Below are 20376 nucleotides of genomic sequence, written 5' to 3'. Positions count from 1 at the left end.
GTAATGAGAAAAATTAAAATAAAATCTATATCAATAGCAATTCTTTCTATTGCGTTGTTAATAGGCTCTTGTACAAAAGATATATTGGAAGAGGAAACAAGGGGTGTATTCACGCCGGATTTCTTTCAAACCGAACTTGGTGTTGAAGGAGGTTTAACCTATTTGTATGAACATTTAAGATACTTATATGGACAAGCATATTATTACAACTCCCTAGAAACGGGAACAGATGAGTATGCCTTTGCACAAAGTGCAGATAATAACTTTAAGGATGCGGACTTATCTGGTGAAGGCCAAATAATACCAGACACCTATACGACTAGTATTGCTTGGAATACGTGCTTCCCTGCCATCAACACAGCTAGTGGGATCATTGAAAATGCCGCTGCTGTAGGCCTGGATGATTCTGTAATCGCCGAGGCCAGATTTTTCCGGGCATTTTACTACTTCCTATTAGTTCAAACCTATGGTGGAGTACCATTGGATCTAGGTTCTGGGGAATTGGCATTCAATAATTCCGCAGTTAGGGCTTCAGTACGTAATACAGTACCAGAGGTATATACCAAAGCCATATTTCCAGATTTGATTGATGCCGTCAATAATCTACCCGATTCTCCCCGTTTAACAGGTTCCGCCACCAAGAATGTAGCCCGATTACATTTGGCAAAAGCGTATTTGACGTATGCCTGGTGGCTAGAGAATCCCAACAACATTCCTACGTATCCAGATACCAATAGAACAGACCCTGATGGCAATGGGGCTACCTATTACTATCAGCAAGCTTATAATCTGGCTGTTGAGGGTATTGATAATCCAGGACCTTATAAGTTACTTGATTATTTTTATGATGTTCATGAAGGTTCCAATGACCGTCATAGCGAAATGATGTTGTATGCCGATCGTACCGAGGAAAGTGAAATTTACAATGAAGCCAGTTTAGGATGGAGTAGTACGGGAGGTAGTGCCAATACCGCTGCTTGGATGGTAACCTCAAATTATACAAGTATCAGTGTTGACGGCACTTCAGCCGTATTGCGTGAAGCAGCCCAAAGTTATGGCCGTCCTTGGACGCGTATGGCCCCAACCATCAATGTTTTTGAAGAAACGTTTGCCGAAAAAGAATTGGATTCCCGTTACGACGGAACTTTTGTAACCAGTTATAGGGGAAACTGGCATAAAGGTGGTGATACAACACCAACCTTAACTGCGGCCAATGGTATGCAAATAGCCCCTGGTGATGCTGTTATGACATTCTTGGATGAATACGACCCCAGCGTTGATTATAGTGTAAATGGCGGTAATCTTGGCGGCGGGGAAGTAGCCGGAAGATCTGATTATGTTATAAACCTAAATGAAATAAATAGAAGATTCTACCCAGGGTTATGGAAAATAGGAACCTATCGTACCGACCATGATGTTGCAACTGAATTAGGTTCTCCAAATGGGGCTATAACACGTCCTTTCCCAATTGCTAAGTTTTCCGAATTCTACTTAGTAGCGGCTGAAGCAGCCGTAAAAGGTGCATCAGGAAGTTATACTGCCCGTGATTTGATCAATGTTATCCGTGCGCGTGCAGGTAAATGGCGCTTTGATAATGGCGAACAGGTAGAACGAATTGAGGATAATAGTGCTGCAATGGTAGCTGCCACTCCGAATGTTATTGATATTGACTATGTGCTAGCCGAGCGCTCACGAGAGTACTTTGGTGAAGGCATTCGATGGTTTGATTTGGTGCGTACCCAAAAATGGGCTGAATATGCGGCTTCTTATGAAATTGCAGGTAATGATGCTTCAGACCATAGTCCAGTGACAACCACCAGGACCATTCAACCGTTTCATTATTTAAGACCGATACCCCAATCTCAAATAGATGGTTTGGATATGACCGATGCTGAAAAAACAGCTTATCAAAATCCTGGCTACTAATCGATCATAAAATACAACATAATACGTTTTGTGGACATTCGGTATTATGTGACAAGTTGAGTTAGTTTAGTTTATTTAAAAAGGTTGTCTTGAAATATTAGACAACCTTTTTATTTATTGATTTAATTCCAATAAGACGTCGCAGATATGTATTTTTAAATGTGAATAAGTTGCATCAACGAAAAAGAACACCCTAACCTAAATGAAAGTACTTGGCATTTCCGCATATTATCACGATTCGGCCGCCGCTATTATTCTAGACGGAAAAGTCTTGTACGCCGCTCAGGAAGAACGCTTTACCCGAATCAAAAATGACGCTTCCTTTCCTGAGGAAGCCATAAAATACTGCCTTCGGGAATCTGGGTTCAATCTTAAGGATATCGACATCATTGCGTTTTATGATAAGCCTTTCCTGAAATTTGAAAGACTTTTGGAAACTTATTATGCCTTTGCCCCAAAAGGGTTTAAATCATTCGCCAAGGCCATGCCTGTTTGGCTTAAGGAAAAACTATTCACAAAGCAGATCATAAGGAAAAGATTGAAAGAACTAAATGAAGATAGAAAACTGTCGAAAGTCCCTATTGTCTTCCCAGAGCATCACTTATCCCATGTTGCCAGCGCCTTCTACACCTCGCCATTTAAAAAAAGTGCTTTTTTAACGGTTGATGGTGTCGGGGAATGGACCACAACCTCGTATGGTACCGCTTGTGGCGAAAAAGGAATAAAAGTTTTGGGGGAATTACATTTTCCTGATTCATTAGGTTTGTTTTATTCTTCATTCACTTATTTCTTGGGATTTGAAGTGAATAAAGGGGAATACAAAATGATGGGGCTTGCACCATACGGCACTATGCAATCGGAACAAGTAACCCAATTCATACAAACGATCAAAGAAAGATTACTGGATATAAGGGAAGATGGTTCCATTAAGCTAAACAAGGACTATTTTGAATATGCCGTAGGCTTACGAATGGTAAATCCAAGAAAATGGCAAAAACTATTTGGTTTTGAAAAAAGAGATCCTGTCGAAAAATTGACACAGCTGCATGCCGATCTGGCTTTGGCTGCCCAAAAAGTCTCAGAAGAAATTTTGGTTAGGATGATTACCCATATAAAGCAGGTCACCCATGCCGACAATTTATGTTTGGCAGGTGGCGTAGCCCTAAATTGTGTGGCGAATTCGGTGTTATACAATCAGAACATTTTTAAGGATATTTACATTCAACCTGCCGCTGGTGATGCTGGTGGCGCCATAGGAGCCGCACTGATCACCGATTATCTAGAGTCAGATTTATCGTTTTCCGGCTTAAAACAACCTTTTGATAATTTTTTGGGTCCTAATTTTTCAAATCTTGAGATTGAAAGGACACTGCGAAGGAATAAATGTAGTTTCCAATATTTTGAATCCACGGAAGAATTGTTGAACATCACCGCCGATTATATTGCCAATAAAAAGGTGGTTGGCTGGTTTAATGGAAGAATAGAATTTGGCCCAAGGGCATTGGGCAATAGAAGTATCCTAGCAGATGCCACTGATACGGATATGCAGTCCCTTCTAAATTTAAAGATCAAATTCAGGGAAAGTTTTAGGCCTTTTGCCCCAGCCGTATGTGAAGAAGATTATGACACTTATTTTGAGCCAGGAAAACATTCCCATTATATGTTGTTTACCAACCAAGTAAAACAACCCTTAAGACATGAATTGCCAAGCAATTTCAATGGACTCAGTCTTGAAGAAAAACGGAACATCCCTAAATCGAAATTACCGGCTGTTACCCATATCGACTATTCCGCAAGGGTTCAAGTGGTAAAAAAGGAAATGAACCCTAGGTTCTGGAACTTACTACAAACCTATAAGAAGCTTACAGGAATCGGTGTGCTTATCAATACAAGTTTCAATGTTAAGGATGAACCTATTGTCAATACGCCTGAAAATGCCTACCGTTGTTTTATAAACTCAGGAATTGATATATTGGTTTTGGAAAATTATTTAATTGTAAAGTAGATGGAATTTATTAGAGAGTTTTTCCTTTTTTTGAAGGAACGTAAAAAATGGTGGTTAATCCCATTGATTTTAATTTTCGTGATTTTGGGTGGTTTGATATTCTTAACCAATGGCTCTGCCTTGGCGCCATTTATTTACAGTTTATTCTAATGAAAAAAGAAAAAGTCTTAGAGACCCTTGTCGTTTTAGCGTTGGCACCACTGGTTTTTTATGTTTTATTCCATACCGAGTGGCTTATTTACCTTTCCATGGGATTCTTGATCACTCCGTTGATCTCGATGAAAATTGCTTTAGCCATAGCTAAAATTTGGCACACTTTCTCCAATTATCTTGGATTGGTAATGAACCATGCCTTACTGTTCATTTGTTTTTATCTTTTCTTGGTTCCATTATCATTTTTTCAACGACTGTTCGGTGCAAATCAAATCCTCAAAAAGGAAAAATCAAATTCCTATTTTCAAAAGAGAAACCATGTATTCACCAAAGAGGATATCAAAAACCCTTGGTAGTTATTTTCTTTTAAGTTGATTCCCTTTTTCAAAATAATAATCCGCATAAGCAACCCTATTCATTTTCAAGCAAATATTCCCCGCCATTTCATATACTTTTGGTTGCTCGGGAAATTCAGAAATTAAAGATTGCGCCACTTTAAGGGCATTCTCAAAATCACCATCACGTTCGTATGTATGGTAAGCTTCCCGCATAACATCCTGCCATTTTTCCCTGCCCGCATAGAGGTCAATCGCCTTCCTCTCTTCGTAGGTCGGACTTTTGATTGAATTATACAGTGCAACCGGATTGGTTCCTGACATTTTCAAATTGTATGGCCATGATTGTTTTAAATCATCTATGATCAACTTCCCTTTAATGGAATCTATACGTGTTATGGGAATATCATTGATTGCTTCCTCATAAGCAATGAAATTATCCCAATTATCCAGTAATTGCAGTTCTTTGATTTTGTTATAAAAAGCATCGGCTAAAATAAAATTACCTTTTACATTTGGATGTACATGCTCGGTCAGCAATCCATTATCGATAAAACCACTGTTGGAATGTGCACGCAATGCTTTCTTGGCATCTACCAGATAAACACCTTCCCTTTGTGATGATTCAATAATTACATCATTGATTTTCTCCGGAGCCCGAAACCTAAGAAAATCCAATTCCTTTGCCATATGAAAGTACTTGCATGCTGAATCTTGTTGTTGGTTCCTATAAAATTGTCCCAATTTATAGGCCGCAAGGGCATTTTCATTTGCAATTTTATAAACTTCTGTTCTATTGTTTTTCAATGCTTCTTCAAATCCATCTTCATCCAAATCAGCACTTATGAAGGGTTTGATATCCCTTTCGTTTGACACAACAGTGGAAATAATCACGGGAATGCCATTGTCTTGATATCTTTTCAGGATTTTATCAAGATTGTCTTTAAATTGATCGATCCCGGCATTATATACCTCGGAGTCCATAGGGATTTGCTGTTCCTTGGCCATTACCTCCATTAAGGTTGTTTCCTCAACGGTATAGTTTGTTTTTGCCTTTGATTTAAAAACCATGGAATACCCATTTTCCAATAATTGAAAAAAGCGTGAATCCTTCAACTTTAAATAAGTCCTTACCAAGGATGGATAATTACCGATAGAAACCGTGGACCCTACACCCAATGCCCCATAGTATTCATTGTGTCCTGCATAGATGATGACAAGATCGGGCTCCTGTTCTATTATTTTTTCGGATAAATCCCACAGGGTATATGAATTAACAGCCGTAATTCCCGTGTTTACTATTTCAATATTCTTATCCGGAAAGGTTAAGGCCAGTCTATGTTTTAGCATTCGAGGAAAAGAACCGTTTTTGTAAAATGGAAACCCAACTACCGTTGACGCACCTTGGACAAAAACCCTAAAGGTATTGTTGGTTTTTTTCTTGAGAAACAAGTCCGATTGATTATCGGAATGGAAGCCTGTATGCTTAAAATATTTTTTGGAAATACTGGAATTCATGACCAGATACTCCGTATTGTTTTCTGAAGTGACTTTATTGAAAAGCCGGTAAGTATCACCGTATCCAAAAAACCTCAGCATCAATTCTAAAATTAGAATCAGAAACAAGGGAAGTAAAATAGCAATAATTTTAAATATTGTTTTCTTATTCAAAATAAGTGGGTTTTAGAGTGCTGTTTGTATTCCTGTGTGTTTTTATAGGCTCCCAACCTATAATAGCCTTAATGGACCCTGAAACTTTCTGGTGGACCTAAATAAGTCTCTTTCAATTGACTGTTCTCTGTTTCTATAATGATCCTTTGAAGCACCAAACCTTCATCAACCCTAAAGTAATTCAAAGTATGGTTACCGGTTTCATTGATTTTAAATTCCGTGGTAATCACTTTAATGTTATCAGCGACATTCGCATGCCAATTGCTGGGGACCTTCCCGTTATAATTGAAAATATCAGGATCCGAATCGTAATTGATACGCACGGGATCTTCCCCATCGAAGGACAGGCCATAATACATACCTTCCCGTGTGGCATAATTGATGGTCGGTGAAAACAGCATATGCACCTTCACTTTTCCCTTCGTCCTAAAGTGCACGTCATAAGACACCCTAGGGGAGGTTTCACTTAAAGCAACCCTTCCTTTTTTAATGGGCAACGAAATTATGGACGACCCGGTCTTACCTAAATTATCGACCACTTTCCACGAGAAAGGTTCAGGCTCATAGGGAGTTGAAAAATGATCCGCATCGATAGCTATAAAACCATTACTTTCCATAAAACCCTTCACTCCATCGATATCCAGATTATTTGTTTGCACATAAACCGGGATGGATCTTTTATTCGCCTTTACCGTAAAGAATGTTTTGTTGGTTCCCTTTGGTGCTTTTTCCCAGTCTATGTTTACTTCTATCCTTTGCTGTTTATCAATACTACCCTTTGTTTGGGAAAAGACAATCCAATCCGATTTGGACTTGATTTTATAACTGAAAGGCTCAGTTCCCCGATTAAAGACATCGACATAAAAAGTGTTGTTTTCAAAGGAAGTAAAAGTGGGCAGAATCGCTTCATCGGATGCATTTGGCCACCATTCTTTAGAACCTTCCACAGCCACACCCATATCCGATGTTTTGGGTATGTCAATTGTCTTGGTCTCTGGAATCGCATTGGTTTTCGGTTCTTGCCAAATTTTATAACCGATATGGGTTTGTGACATCATGTGGTTCCATTTACCATCCGCCATTTCATTATGGTAATAGTCGGTCAGTTCCATATCCTTATCAAACAACGCTTTTACCTTATTCGCATACTCATTTGTCAATGCCCTACCCTGTTCGGCATACCAATTATTCTTGGCAGCTGCTACGTAAAGTTCGTTGAGATTGGCACTTGCCAAAACCTGAAAAAGCACTAACTGGTAATAGGCATCCTTATATTCCTCGGGAAGTTGATCGTATATGCCTTGTGCTTTCCTTCCAAGTGCATTGTAATTTTCCACAATGGCATCGGCCTCATTATAATCGATTAAACTATAGGTCGAGGGATCGATCAACTCATGCTTTCGTCTTGCATTGTATTTGGTGTATTTTTTCATGATATCGGCAATAGCATCGGTCTCAATTCCCCCGAATACATCATTTGCCCAAATACGGTAATAATCCTGTAGGTTATCGGCATTCCATCGATCAGGGTCCCAAGCATAGTCAAAGAAGAATTGTATTGGGAATTCCATGGGTTTGATATCCCCCACATTTACGATCCAGACCTTATCCACCCCATGTTCATAAGCTAGGTGCATCTGCTCCCAGGTACGTTCAATTTGATTGGTGTTCAACCATTTATAATTTCTGGGACCACCCACATAATCGAAATGATAATAAATACCATATCCGCCTTTACGCGGTGCATCATCCAACCCCGGAAGTTTTCTGAGGTTTCCCCAGTTATCATCACAAAGTAGTAATGTTACATCGTCTGGCACCCGCATTCCCTTATCATAATAATCCTGGACCTCTTTATATAGCGCCCATATCTGGGGTGTTTCCTCTGCGGGTTTCCCGGTAACCTCAGCAATGATCTTTCGCTGGTCTTTGACGATCGTTTCCAGTAGATCCGTTGCCGTTTCCTCACTTAAAGCCTCATCACCATCACCGCGCATTCCAATGGTCACAAGGGTCTCCTTATCCCCCATACGTTCCATACCGCCTTTCCAGAATTCCTGTAATCCTTTGGCATTGGAAGCATAGTCCCATTTCCCTAACGACTTATTCCATTCAGCATGGGCACGTGTTAAAGGTTCGTGGTGGGATGTTCCCATAACAATGCCGTATTCATCCGCTAAAATGGCATTTTGGGGATCATCCACATTAAACTTTCTTGGGGGCCACATGGCCGGCCACAAATAATTCCCCTTCATCCTAAGAATAAGTTCAAAAACCTTTTCGTAGAATTTGGCATTAAAGTCCCCATAGCGTTCATAGACCCACCCTGTCAATGCAGGTGCCTCGTCATTGATAAAGAACCCCCTATACTTGACTTTAGGCTCCCCTAAGGTGTGCACACCCGGAAGCACGTGTAATTCCGATTGCCTTCGAACAGGAACGTCTGCCCAAAAATACCAGGGTGAGACCCCAATTTGGGAGGAAAGGTCATATATGCCATAAATGGTTCCCCGTTTGTCCGAACCGGCAATAACCAAGGCTTTTTGCACACCGGCCTTAGGATTGTCAACAATTTGGGTGGTGAATTTTTCCCGTTTTCCCTGAAGTCGGGCGGCATCTATTTTACCTTCTTTTGCCCATTGATCGATGATAGCGCATTTTCCCAATGTCCCGATAATGACCAAATAATCTTCGGTTTGTGCCATACCGTTAAAGACATTAGGCAGAATACCAGTGACTTTTTGAAGGTCATTCTGAAGATGGCCGGCAACACGTACTACCCCTGGAAAATCATCTTGATCGACCACTATTGATGCTACCTTTCCGTTGGACGCCAATGGAAAACGTTCCGAGGAAGCTGTGTTGGTCACATATTTTTGGGAATCAATGGTTTGGGCATTACCTAGTGTTACAACCAGTAGTAAGAATGCCGAGACGGAAATCCATGTATTTTTTAAAGCCATCATTTGTAGTTTTCAATCTAATTTTGCGTGTGTTTCAATCTATATTGAATCCCCATTTCCAAACCTCTCAATTCAGCAAGCCCTTTAAGTCTTCCCACTAAGGAATAGCCGGGGTATTGTTCTTTTCCTTCCTCCATGGTATGTAGAAATCCATGATCGGGGCGAAGCGGCAAGGCAACATTCCTTTTTTGCATCAGTATCACCAATTTTTCCATGATGCTTTCAATCGGATTGTCCCCATTGAGATGTTCGGCCTCCCTAAAAATATCCTTGGAATCCCTTTTCACGTTTCTTAGGTGTAAAAAATGAATTCGCCCCCCATGGTCATCAATGATCTGTTCCAGGTCATTATGGGGTTCCGCACCCAAAGAGCCTGTACAATAACAAAGTCCGTTCGCATTCAAGGGGACAGCATTAAAAATACGATTTAAATCCTTCTGGGTACTAACAACCCTAGGCAGTCCCATAACCGAAAATGGTGGGTCGTCTGGGTGGATGGCCAGTTTTATACCCAACGCCTCGGCAACTGGGGCAACTTCGGACAAAAAATGGATTAAGTTGGTCCTTAGCGCATGGTTGTCAATGTCCTTGTAATTTTCGAGCAATGCCAAAATTTGATCCCTTGTAAAATTCACTTTACTGCCTGGCAACCCAAGAAGTACATTTTTAAACAACAAATCCTTATCCGCTTGTGAAAGGGTATTTCCGTAGTCAAGGGCCATTTGTTTTTCCTCATCGGAATAATCGTTTTCAACCCCGGGTCTTTTTAACAAAAAGAGATCAAAGTAGTTAAAAGCAACTTGATCAAAGCGCAACGCTTTACTGCCATCGGGATTCTTAAATGCATGATCGGTACGCACCCAATCCAAAATGGGCATAAAGTTGTAGGTCACCACCTTAATGCCACAAGCCGCCAAGTTGTTTAAGCTGATCTTATAATTTTCGATATACCTTAAACTTGCCCCATTGGCTTTTTTAATGTCTTCGTGCACAGGCAGGCTCTCGACAACCGTCCATTCCATACCCGCATTCCTTATGGTCTGTTGGCGTTCTTGAATCGCATCTACCGTCCAAATATCGCCAACAGGGATTTCATGTAAGGCCGTTACGATTCCTGAAACACCACATTGCCGAATATCCGTTAGGGAAATAGCGTCATTAGGACCAAACCAGCGCATTGTTTGTTGCATGTGTTTCATTTTTCCGCTATTTAGAATCCGATACTATTCCCCCCATCAACGGGAAGTATGGTACCGGTAACAAATTTTGATTCGTTATTGGCATAAAAATAGACGGCATCCGCAATATCGCATGGGGTCCCTAAAATGCCCATCGGTGTCCTATCCAGTACTTTATCCCTCCTTTGGGGTTCATCACTGAATGCCTTCTCTGACATTTTGGTTTTTATAAATCCAGGAGCCACACAATTCACCCGTACACCATATTTTGCCAAATCAACGGCCATGGCCCTGGTCATTGCCTCAATGGCGCCCTTACTTGCGGTATAGGCGATTACTTTTGGAATACCGTACTGGGAAGCCATAGAGCTAATATTAACGATACATCCCCCTTCATGCTCCTTCATCACTTTGACCACCTCCCTGCTTACGGCAAAAATGCTTAGGACATTCAATTGGATGATTTTAAAAAACTCCTCATCGGTTACATCAATGAATTCCTTCTTCATATTAATACCCGCGTTGTTCACCAATATGTCTATGGCACCATCCTTGGCTATTTCCTGGATCATCGCAGGAATACCTTCCAGATGTGTCAAATCGAAAATTACAGGAACGGCGTTCTTACCAAGTTCAATACAAGCTTCCTTAGTTTGTTCCTCATTCATACCAACGATATACGTCTTAATACCATTCTTGCAAAATTTTGTTGCAGTTGCAAAACCTAAACCAGAACCTCCTCCGGTGACTATTGCTGTTTTACCCATCTATTCTATAAATTATTCTATTGTAAACTTTATTTTTTAGTGATGTCCTGGTGCAAAAGGAAACTCCAGGGATTGAAAATATTCCAATGTCCGGGTTGGTTTTTCAACCCCTTCAGGCAATTCCATTTTGGAAAATCGCTGAAAATACAACAAGCAGGAATCCCGCCACCATTTTGCCTCTTTATATTGAATGTCCAATAACATTTTCATTTCGTTAAAACGTTGGGAATCCACATAACCCTCTAGGCTACTCCATGTTTTGACCATAGCCGCCACCGTATCAACACCCTCTTGGTATTTTAATGCCATCCCATTCCAGAGCGATTGCCCGTTCTTTAACCTATAATTCCAAGGTACATGGTGGAACCACAATAAATATTCTTCCGGACAGGTATTGATATCATTGAACATACGGGCCACTTCAGGGGCATATTGGCCTACGGCATTGCTTCCTGTAGTACTTCTATCAAATCCAACACCCAAAGTGTCGGCCTTATGAAAATAAACCGAGTTCCATTCCGCCCTCTCGAAAATATCGACCCATGGTCCCGGGCCATAATGGTGCCCTGCCGCCATAATATGGTGTAAGCCCAATGGCGTCATATAATTTACCGTGGCTTCCCTTGATTGCAGCATAAAGGCTTTTACGGGCTGCACAAAGGCCTTGTCATTGGAAAAAGTAGCTCTTATCCATTCGTCCGCTATGTCGGCGGATTTCATATACGGGTTCCATGCCAAACGGCCAAAGCTATACCAATTGGCCTGTAAAAACACATTCCCGGTCCAGTTTCTATCCGTACCGATATTGCTCACTCCGGCCATTCCCGTTAATTTCTTATTAGATAGTGACCCATCAATAACCTTGGCTACCGTAGAACCTTTACCTTTTCTGTACGTATCCGATTCTAACACCTCCTCAAACAGGGTGGAAAGAAACACGGAATGTGTACTACAACCTAAATACTCCTGTGTGATTTGAAACTCGATCATTAAAGGCGTTTTGGGCATGGCCCCGAACATGGGGTGAAAAGGCTCCCGAGGTTGGAAATCGATGGGACCATTTTTTACTTGCACAAGCACATTATCCTTAAACTGACCATCATACGGGACAAATTCGGAATAAGCTTCCTTGGCCCTATCATCCGATGAATTTTCGGCATATACAAAGGCCCTCCACATAATAATCCCTCCAAAGGGGGCTACGGCATCGGCCAACATATTGGCCCCATCAACGTGATTTCTCCCATAATTTTGGGGTCCTGGTTGTCCTTCGGAATTTGCCTTTACCAAAAATCCGCCAAAATCGGGAATTTCAGCATAAATACGCGCTGCTTTCCCCTTCCACCAGGAAATAACCCCGGCATCCAAGGGGTCCGCCGTTTTCAGTCCACCAATCTCCATAGGGGCCGAAAACCGGGCCGTAAGGTACACCCTGATGCCGTAGGGCCGAAACACATCGGCCAAGGCCTTTACTTTTTCTATATACTGTGGGGTTAAAATGAGTGCATTGGCATTCACATTCGTTAAAACGGTTCCATTGATCCCTATGGATGCATTGGCCCGTGCATAATCGATATACCGTTGGTCGATATAATCGGGTAAGCGGTGCCAATCCCAAATGGAGCCACCGGAATACCCCCTTTCCACGGTTCGATCCAGATTATCCCAATGATTCAGTACCCTGACCTTCAGTTTTGGGGATTCCACGATGTTCAGTTCCCCAATGGCTTGATTTGTCTGTAACAACCTTAAAAAATGATGCACCCCATATAAGACGCCCACATCGGTTTTTCCCGTGATCACAAGCTGTTTCTTCCCTTTTACAGTAATGGATCTAATGATAAAACCTTCCTCGTTTATTTGATGGTACCCCTTATCAAAGAAACCGATGATCGTTTGGGGTAGATTTTCCTTTCGTCCGAAAACCAGACTGTTTTTTATAGATTCCCTGTCGACGGACAAATACCCTGGCCCCAACATGCCCTTTAACCCCACCTGCAGTTCATGCAAGGCGATTTCAATGGTTTTGGAATCCCCTAGCGGAACCACCTCCTGTATATTCGATTGATACGATTGTCGCAAGGCCTCGTCCCCTATCAGACGATACTGCAACCACAATTTATAACCATCATTGGCATAGGTATTTAAGCCTGATACAAGTAGGAATAGCGATACGACACAATACTTTCTAAAATCTAATTTCTTCATAAGACTCAATTCAGCTAATTTTACACCTATTACCAATTCTAAACTAATTCAGATCATAAATGATTATTTCATAATATTTTCCATAATAATTGTGGAAATAAGAAATATTACATAATTTGCAATCGGTTGCGTAAAACTATGACAATCCATTTAAAATTAAAAATATTTGAGTGAATTAACTTTATAAACGCTAATTACAACGTAACCAAAACAACCAACAATTATGAAAAAACGAATCGTAAAAACCGTGTTTTATGCCTTGCTCATTCTAGGTATGGGCGCTTGTGGGAACAAAAAGAACGATCCCTCGGTAACAACCCCCAACTTAGGTGTTCAACAAAGTGACACACTGGCCTTTCGTAACACTTCGCTTTCCTTGGATGAACGGGTACAGGATTTACTGTCAAGATTAACGCTTGAAGAAAAGATCGGCCAAATGATGAATGGCACGCCGGAAATCAAACGCTTGGACATTCCCGCATACGACTATTGGAATGAAGCCCTTCATGGTGTGGGCCGTTCTACGGCCGCAACGGTCTTTCCACAAGCCATTGGCCTAGGGGCCACTTTTGATGCCGATTTGGCCTATAGGGTGTCTTCGGCCATTTCTGATGAAGCAAGGGCCATATACAATGCCACGAACGAAAAAGGATACAACATACAATATAATGGATTAACCTTTTGGACCCCTAACATCAATATCTTTAGGGACCCTAGATGGGGGCGCGGCCAAGAAACATACGGGGAAGACCCCTATTTGACGGCTATTTTAGGACAAGCCTTTGTAAAAGGGCTACAGGGTGACAACCCGGATTATTTAAAAACCGCTGCCTGTGCCAAACATTTCGCCGTACACAGTGGTCCGGAAAAAATGAGGCATCAATTCAATGCGGAAGTGGGTCCAAAGGATTTATGGGAAACGTATCTGCCAGCCTTTAAGGCATTGGTCGATGTGGATGTTGAAGCAGTCATGTGCGCTTATAACAGTACAAACGGTGAGCCTTGTTGTTCGAACAACTATCTCATTACCGATGTTTTACGGAATGAATGGAATTTTAAAGGACATGTCCTTACCGATTGTGGTGCTTTGGTCGATTTATACAAACAACCCAACGAAGGGGGGCATGGCCGGGTTAAAACACCCGCCGAAGCCGCCGCCTTGGCCATAAAAAGCGGTATCAGCCTTAACTGCGGAAGTACCTATTCCTCTTTGGGTGATGCCGTTAAGGAAGGATTGATAACCGAAGCGGACATTGATGCGCAATTGGCCATCGTATTGAAAACAAGGTTTAAACTGGGCTTGTTCGATCCCAAAGGAAGCAATCCTTATGATAACATCCCATTTGATGTGGTCAATAGCGAAGCCCATAGGGCCTTGTCCAAGGAAGTCGCCCAAAAAAGCATGGTGCTTTTAAAAAATAATGGTGTGCTGCCTTTACGAAACGATCTTTCAAAATATTTCGTAACAGGCCCCAATGCCGCCAGTGTGGAAATACTTTTAGGTAATTATTATGGTGTCAACCCCAATATGGTGACCATCCTAGAAGGTATCAGCGCCGCAATACGTCCGACCAGTCAATTGCAGTATCGCCTGGGGGCCATGCTCAATAAACCATCGATAAACCCCATTAATTATGCTACCGGACATGCAGGGAACAGTGATGTCACCATAGTGGTCTTGGGAGTCTCCAGTCAAATCGAGGGTGAAGAGGGGGATTCCTTGGATTCCAATACCGCCGGAGATAGATTGGATTATGACCTGCCAGAGAACCAAATTGCATATTTAAGGGAATTAAGGGAAAGAGCGGACAAAAATCCTGAGGACAAAAAGCCGATCGTAACGGTAATAACAAGCGGAAGTCCCATAAACCTTCAAGAAGTGGAGGCTTTGTCCGATGCTGTCCTATTTGCCTGGTACCCCGGTGAAGAGGGAGGTACGGCGGTTGCGGATATTCTTTTCGGAAAGATATCCCCTTCAGGAAGACTCCCTATTACATTCCCTAAATCCTTGGACCAGATACCTGCTTTTGATGATTATTCCATGAAGGGAAGAACGTATAAATATATGGATGAGGATCCCATGTACCCGTTCGGATTTGGCTTAAGCTATACAACATTCAACTATGATGGCATAAAAGCGTCGTCCCCTTCAATCGCCAAAACAGAAAACCTTACTGTCGAGGTCAAGGTTACCAATTCAGGCAACGTAGCATCCGATGAAGTGGTTCAGGTATACGTATCGGATATGGAAGCAACGGTCGCCGTTCCCAATTTTCAACTTGTACGTACCAAGCGAATCACATTGGCACCCGGTATCGCTACGAACCTGACATTTGAATTGACCCCGGAAGATTTCAAGATCGTTCACAATGACGGTTCGCGAAGTATAGAATCGGGTGAGTTCAACATATACATCGGCGGTTCAAGTCCGATGAAACGAAGTTCTGAATTGGGTGCCCCAACAATGGACAAAACAACAATTACCATAAACTAATTATAGTACAATGAACAGATTACAGGTTTTAATTGTCGCATTGGCATTCTTACTATCCCATACGCTAATTGCCCAGGTTAAACTCCCTAAATTAATAAGTGACGGCGTTGTATTACAAAGGGATACAAAGATTCCTGTATGGGGTTGGGCCAGTCCCAATGAAAAAGTAACCGTTCATTTCAACAACCGGCAATACAAGACCAAGGCTACGAATGATGGCACATGGAATTTGAAATTGCCCAAAATGAAGGCTGGTGGCCCATATACCATGATCGTTTCCGGCAAGAACCGTATCGAAATCAAGGACATCCTGATCGGTGATGTTTGGTTGTGCTCTGGGCAATCGAACATGGTACATCAATTGAATATCCATGATGTGCGATATGCCGATGAAATAAAGACGGCCAATTATCCAGGGATACGGCATTACGCAGTACCTAGGGCAACCAGTATATCGGGGGTTCAGGATGATTTGGAAGGCGGGAATTGGCAAAAGGCCGTTGGTGAGGAAGTACGGCCTTTCTCGGCAGTTGCCTACTTTTTTGCCAAAAAAATATATGAAAAATACCATATCCCGATTGGGTTGATCAACGCCAGTGTCGGGGGCACACCCATTGAAGCCTGGATCGCTGAAGAGGGATTCAAGTCCTACCCCAATATCCAGAAAATAATTGTGGAAAATAAGGATACGGCCTTTGTCAATCGTCAAAAAAGAGCATTCCCAAAGCAGGATGAGGAATCATCCCCAACCCCTTTGGATAAGGGCTTAAGCGGGAAAAAAACTTGGTACGACCTAACCTTTACACCCAAAAACTGGCGAAAAATCAATATTCCAGGATATTGGGAAGACCAAGGCATCAAAGACCTGAATGGCGTGGTCTGGTACCGCAGGGAAATCGAGATTCCCCCATCCATGGCAGGGAAAAAAGCACGTGTTTTTCTGGGACGTATCGTTGATGCGGATGAGCTGTACATTAATGGCACAATGGTCGGAAAAACGACCTATCAATATCCACAAAGACGTTATACCGTTCCTGAAAACCTTCTGAAAGCCGGTAAAAATACGTTTGTGATACGGGTTACCAACTATAATCACAAAGGTGGTTTTGTCACCGTAAAACCCTACTGTATTTTCACCGACAAGGATACGGTCGACCTCAAAGGGTATTGGGATTATAAAGTTGGGGAGGTATTCAAACCCCAAGGATCAACCTCTTCAAAAAAATCCGAGGACACTGCTATTCGAAAAATAAACCCACAGAATGAACCTACTGCCCTATTCAATGCCATGGTCGCCCCCTTTACGCAATTCCCCCTAAAAGGCATTCTCTGGTATCAGGGAGAAAGTAATGCCGGACAACCCGAAAAATACGCAGGGTATATGCACGCTTTGATAGGGAGTTGGCGACAGGCCTTCGATACCCCTGACCTACCCTTTATCTATGCACAGCTTCCCAATTTCATGGAGGTATCGTACTTGCCTTGTGAAAGTGGTTGGGCCGAGCTGAGGGAATCACAATTCAAGGCGCTTTCGGTTCCCAACACGGCCATGACGGTCAATATCGATTTAGGGGAATGGAACGATATCCACCCAGACAATAAAAAGGATGTCGGGGAGCGCATGGCGCTAGCCGGATTAAAACTAGCCTATAACGAAGACCTTGTATATTCGGGTCCTTTGTACCGGGAACATGAAATAAAAGGGAACAAGGTGATCATTTCCTTCGATCATACCGGCAGTGGGTTAACCACGAATGACAACGAAGCCTTGGGTGAATTCGCCATCGCCGGTGAAGACAGGCAATTTATTTGGGCAAAGGCCAAAATAGAAGGGGATAAGGTCGTTGTATGGAGTGATGACATTCCCAAACCGAAGTACGTACGTTATGCTTGGGCGGACAATCCGGACAATCCGAATTTATATAACAAGGAAGGTTTGCCGGCATCGCCTTTTCGCATTGAGGAACAATAAGTAAATAGTAAAACCAATATCAAAATCATGAGAATTCTTTTCGTTTTTGCCACAATCATAGGATTGTCCTGTCTACAATCGCTTACAGCCCAGACCCATCAGAAAAGCAGGGTCATTATACTTTCAGATATCGAGGCTGACCCCGATGACACCCAATCGTTTGTGCGCTTATTATTGTATTCGAACCAAATGGATATCAAAGGGATGGTCGCCACGACCTCCTGTTGGCACAAAACAAGTGTTGACCCACAATTCATTGAAAAGGTCATACACGCTTACGGAAAAGTACAACCCAACCTTGAAAAACACGAAACGGGATTTCCGTCGGAGAAAGAACTCCTTTCCCTGGTAAAAAGTGGCTTACCCAAATATGGCATGCTCGGCGTTGGCAAAGGTCAGGATTCAGAAGGGTCTGATTGGATCATTAAAATCCTAGAGGAAGATGATGATCGCCCCCTATGGATATCGACTTGGGGCGGTGTAAACACCCTAGCACAATCGCTTTACAAGATCCAAAAAACAAAGTCTAAAAAACAAGCCAAAAAACTGATCTCAAAACTAAGGGTTTACACCATTTCCGATCAGGACGACAGTGGTATTTGGATTCGTGACAATTTTCCCGATCTCTTCTTTGTTGTGAGTCCGGGCGATCATTATGCCAGCGCGACATGGACGGGCATCAATAGCTTCTTCAAAGGCTTGAACAATGACGTAATCACCAACACCTGGATAGCCGAGAACATACAACAGGGTCATGGCCCCCTAGGGGCTGAATATCCCGATGTTTCATGGGGTGTTGAAGGTGACACACCTTCATTCCTATCCTTGATACCGAACGGGCTCAACAGTCCGGAACATCCGGATTGGGGTGCTTGGGGAGGGCGATACGAATTGTATAAACCCGATTTCTCAAAGACAAAAAAAGGGGGCTCCATTGTCCCAATTGCACCGGAGACCCGGGAAATATGGACGAATGCCAACGATCGCTATACCCCATATATCCCCAGCGCATACGGTAGGGCCGTAAAGAAGGATACCGTTACATTCAACGATTTCAAGATAACCCTTGCCCGCTGGCGGGAGGACTTCCAGAATGATTTTGCCGCACGTATGGATTGGTGCCTAAGTTCGTACAACGAAGCCAACCATGCACCGGTACCTGTACTAAGCCATCCCGAACATATCACCGTAAAATCCGGCGAAGGTTTTGGTTTGGATGCCAGTCAGTCAACCGATCCCGATGGGGACAATCTCAGTTTTCTGTGGTTCAATTATCCCGAGGCTGGATCTTATAAGAAAGAAATAAAGATCAATGGGGCGGAAAACGCGCATGGAGCGTATATCACAGCTCCTGTAGTGGACAAGAAAGAGACCGCGCATTTTATCCTTAAACTGACCGATAAAGGCACTCCGGCCCTTACGCGATACAAAAGGATCATTGTGACCATTGTACCTAAATAACAGGTCTTTTAAAAAGATAAGGTGGTTTTATTTGCGTTTTGAGGATTCCCGTATGATCAATTCGGTATTCAATACCGTGAACTCCTTCAAATCGTTGTTCACCGTGGTTTGTAACTGACTTAGGATTTTCTCTGCCGCCGTTTCCCCCATTTTAAAAGCGGGGTGGTCTATCGTTGACAATGCGGGATCAACGATTTTCGATATGGGGTCGTTGTTAAATCCGATGACCGCCAGATCTTCAGGGATTTTCACATTTTTTTTCTTGGCCTCTTGGATCGCAGCCACAGCGGTGGTATCATTGGAGGCAAAAATACCATCTGGTGGATTTTTGGAGTCTAGCAAGTCACTGGTGACCGTTTCGGCTTCCTCGTAACTCAAGGTTTTAAAGGGTATTATCAAATCGGTATCAACCTTTAAACCGTGATGCTTTAAGGCATCTACATACCCTCTTTCCCGTTCACTGTACACCATTCTGAATTTCGATCCCGAAAAATGGGCGATGCGTTTACACCCTTGTTCTATAAGATGTTCGGTGGCCTGGTAGCCCGCCGCATAATTATCAATGGTGATATGGGTACAAGCAATATCCTTGGGCGTCCTATCCACAAAAATTATCGGAACACCTTTCTCTATAAACTGCTGAAAATGGTCATTTTCCTTTGTTTCCATGGCTACCGAACAAATAACCCCACTCACCCTATTGTTATAGAGGACTTTCATCATCTCCACCTCATTCCCATAAGAATCGTTGGATTGGATGATGATCACATTATAACCTTTTTTCTGTAAGGTCCCTTCGATACCACTAACCAATGAAGCCATAAATGGCCTATTGATCCTAGGGATCAGAACACCGATCGTATTCGTTTTTTTGTTTCGCAAACTAGCGGCCATGATATTGGGACGGAACCCCATTTCCTCGGCAGCTTTTTTTACTTTTTCGGTAGTTTTCTTGCCAATACTATGGTGATCTTTCAGTGCCCTCGAAATTGTTGATGTGGCTAGACCCAGTTTTTCGGCAATATCATATATGGTAACTTCTTTTTTAGGCTTTTTCATCGTATTCAATAATTCAATTTAGGCAATGCAGTATTTTCTTTGGAAAGTCATTCTTCTTCGATTCAAAACCAAGCCCTAAATGATTAAAGTAAAATCCAAATATACAGCTTTAAAACAAATTATATTTTTAACTTTAAACGCCTTTTTAACTTTAAAAGACAGGGCTGGATTTCGATTACCGTTT

13 protein-coding genes are annotated in these 20376 nt (G+C 42.3%); 7 read left to right on the top strand and 6 right to left on the bottom strand.

All coding sequences use genetic code 11. The annotated features are described in order from the left end of the window. The first annotated feature begins 3 nt into the window (after positions 1-3). The 4 genes from LX92_RS11960 to LX92_RS11950 all read left to right on the top strand — a co-directional run bounded on the left by LX92_RS11960 (position 4) and on the right by LX92_RS11950 (position 4440). Positions 4-1926 (top strand): RagB/SusD family nutrient uptake outer membrane protein, encoded by a 1923-nt coding sequence (locus LX92_RS11960; protein WP_109650871.1) that lies wholly within the window; start codon positions 4-6, stop codon positions 1924-1926. Between the two features lie 202 nt (positions 1927-2128). Beyond that, positions 2129-3931: a carbamoyltransferase family protein gene (locus LX92_RS11955; RefSeq protein WP_109650869.1), complete on the top strand. Its 1803-nt coding sequence runs from the start codon at positions 2129-2131 to the stop codon at positions 3929-3931. Beyond that, positions 3932-4081 carry a DUF5989 family protein gene (locus LX92_RS22745; RefSeq protein ID WP_223308279.1) on the top strand — a complete coding sequence of 50 codons (150 nt, stop codon included), beginning with the start codon at positions 3932-3934 and terminating at the stop codon, positions 4079-4081. It abuts the gene before it with no gap. Continuing rightward, a complete protein-coding gene (locus LX92_RS11950) occupies positions 4081-4440 on the top strand; it encodes a hypothetical protein (protein WP_109650867.1) in 360 nt (119 codons plus the stop codon). Before LX92_RS22745 ends, LX92_RS11950 begins: the two co-directional genes overlap by 1 nt. Here the strand turns inward: LX92_RS11950 and LX92_RS11945 are convergent, their stop codons facing one another. The 5 genes from LX92_RS11945 to LX92_RS11925 all read right to left on the bottom strand — a co-directional run bounded on the left by LX92_RS11945 (position 4441) and on the right by LX92_RS11925 (position 13206). Next, a complete protein-coding gene (locus LX92_RS11945) occupies positions 4441-6018 on the bottom strand; it encodes an SGNH/GDSL hydrolase family protein (RefSeq protein WP_109650865.1) in 1578 nt (525 codons plus the stop codon). A 140-nt stretch (positions 6019-6158) separates the two neighbouring features. After that, the gene (locus LX92_RS11940) at positions 6159-9056 is read right to left on the bottom strand and encodes a glycosyl hydrolase 115 family protein (RefSeq protein WP_109650863.1); all 2898 of its coding nucleotides are present in this window, start codon (positions 9054-9056) and stop codon (positions 6159-6161) included. A 14-nt stretch (positions 9057-9070) separates the two neighbouring features. Continuing rightward, on the bottom strand, positions 9071-10243 hold the full coding sequence (uxuA, locus tag LX92_RS11935) for a mannonate dehydratase (RefSeq protein ID WP_109651317.1): 1173 nt from the start codon (positions 10241-10243) through the stop codon (positions 9071-9073). A gap of 20 nt (positions 10244-10263) precedes the next feature. Continuing rightward, positions 10264-10998, bottom strand: a complete 735-nt coding sequence (locus LX92_RS11930; RefSeq protein WP_109650861.1) for an SDR family NAD(P)-dependent oxidoreductase — start codon at positions 10996-10998, stop codon at positions 10264-10266. A 36-nt stretch (positions 10999-11034) separates the two neighbouring features. Next, the gene (locus tag LX92_RS11925) at positions 11035-13206 is read right to left on the bottom strand and encodes an alpha-glucuronidase family glycosyl hydrolase (protein WP_109650859.1); all 2172 of its coding nucleotides are present in this window, start codon (positions 13204-13206) and stop codon (positions 11035-11037) included. Between the two features lie 223 nt (positions 13207-13429). Here LX92_RS11925 and LX92_RS11920 point away from each other — a divergent pair, with 223 nt between their 5' ends. Genes LX92_RS11920 through LX92_RS11910 form a run of 3 tightly spaced genes read left to right on the top strand, consistent with a single transcriptional unit; the run spans position 13430 to position 19133 of the window. After that, positions 13430-15700: a glycoside hydrolase family 3 C-terminal domain-containing protein gene (locus LX92_RS11920; protein ID WP_223308280.1), complete on the top strand. Its 2271-nt coding sequence runs from the start codon at positions 13430-13432 to the stop codon at positions 15698-15700. Positions 15701-15710: 10 nt separating this feature from the next. Then, positions 15711-17672: a sialate O-acetylesterase gene (locus LX92_RS11915; protein ID WP_109650857.1), complete on the top strand. Its 1962-nt coding sequence runs from the start codon at positions 15711-15713 to the stop codon at positions 17670-17672. 27 nt (positions 17673-17699) lie between these two features. Beyond that, a complete protein-coding gene (locus tag LX92_RS11910; protein ID WP_109650855.1) occupies positions 17700-19133 on the top strand; it encodes a DUF1593 domain-containing protein in 1434 nt (477 codons plus the stop codon). Positions 19134-19160: 27 nt separating this feature from the next. Here the strand turns inward: LX92_RS11910 and LX92_RS11905 are convergent, their stop codons facing one another. Continuing rightward, positions 19161-20192, bottom strand: coding sequence for a LacI family DNA-binding transcriptional regulator (locus tag LX92_RS11905; RefSeq protein ID WP_109650853.1), 1032 nt, complete (start codon positions 20190-20192; stop codon positions 19161-19163). Positions 20193-20376 lie beyond the last annotated feature (184 nt).

It is taken from the genome of Maribacter polysiphoniae (assembly GCF_003148665.1).
GTDB lineage: Bacteria > Bacteroidota > Bacteroidia > Flavobacteriales > Flavobacteriaceae > Maribacter_A > Maribacter_A polysiphoniae.
The sequence above is the reverse complement of the archived record's forward strand: the minus strand, read 5'-3'. Positions and strand labels throughout refer to the sequence as shown.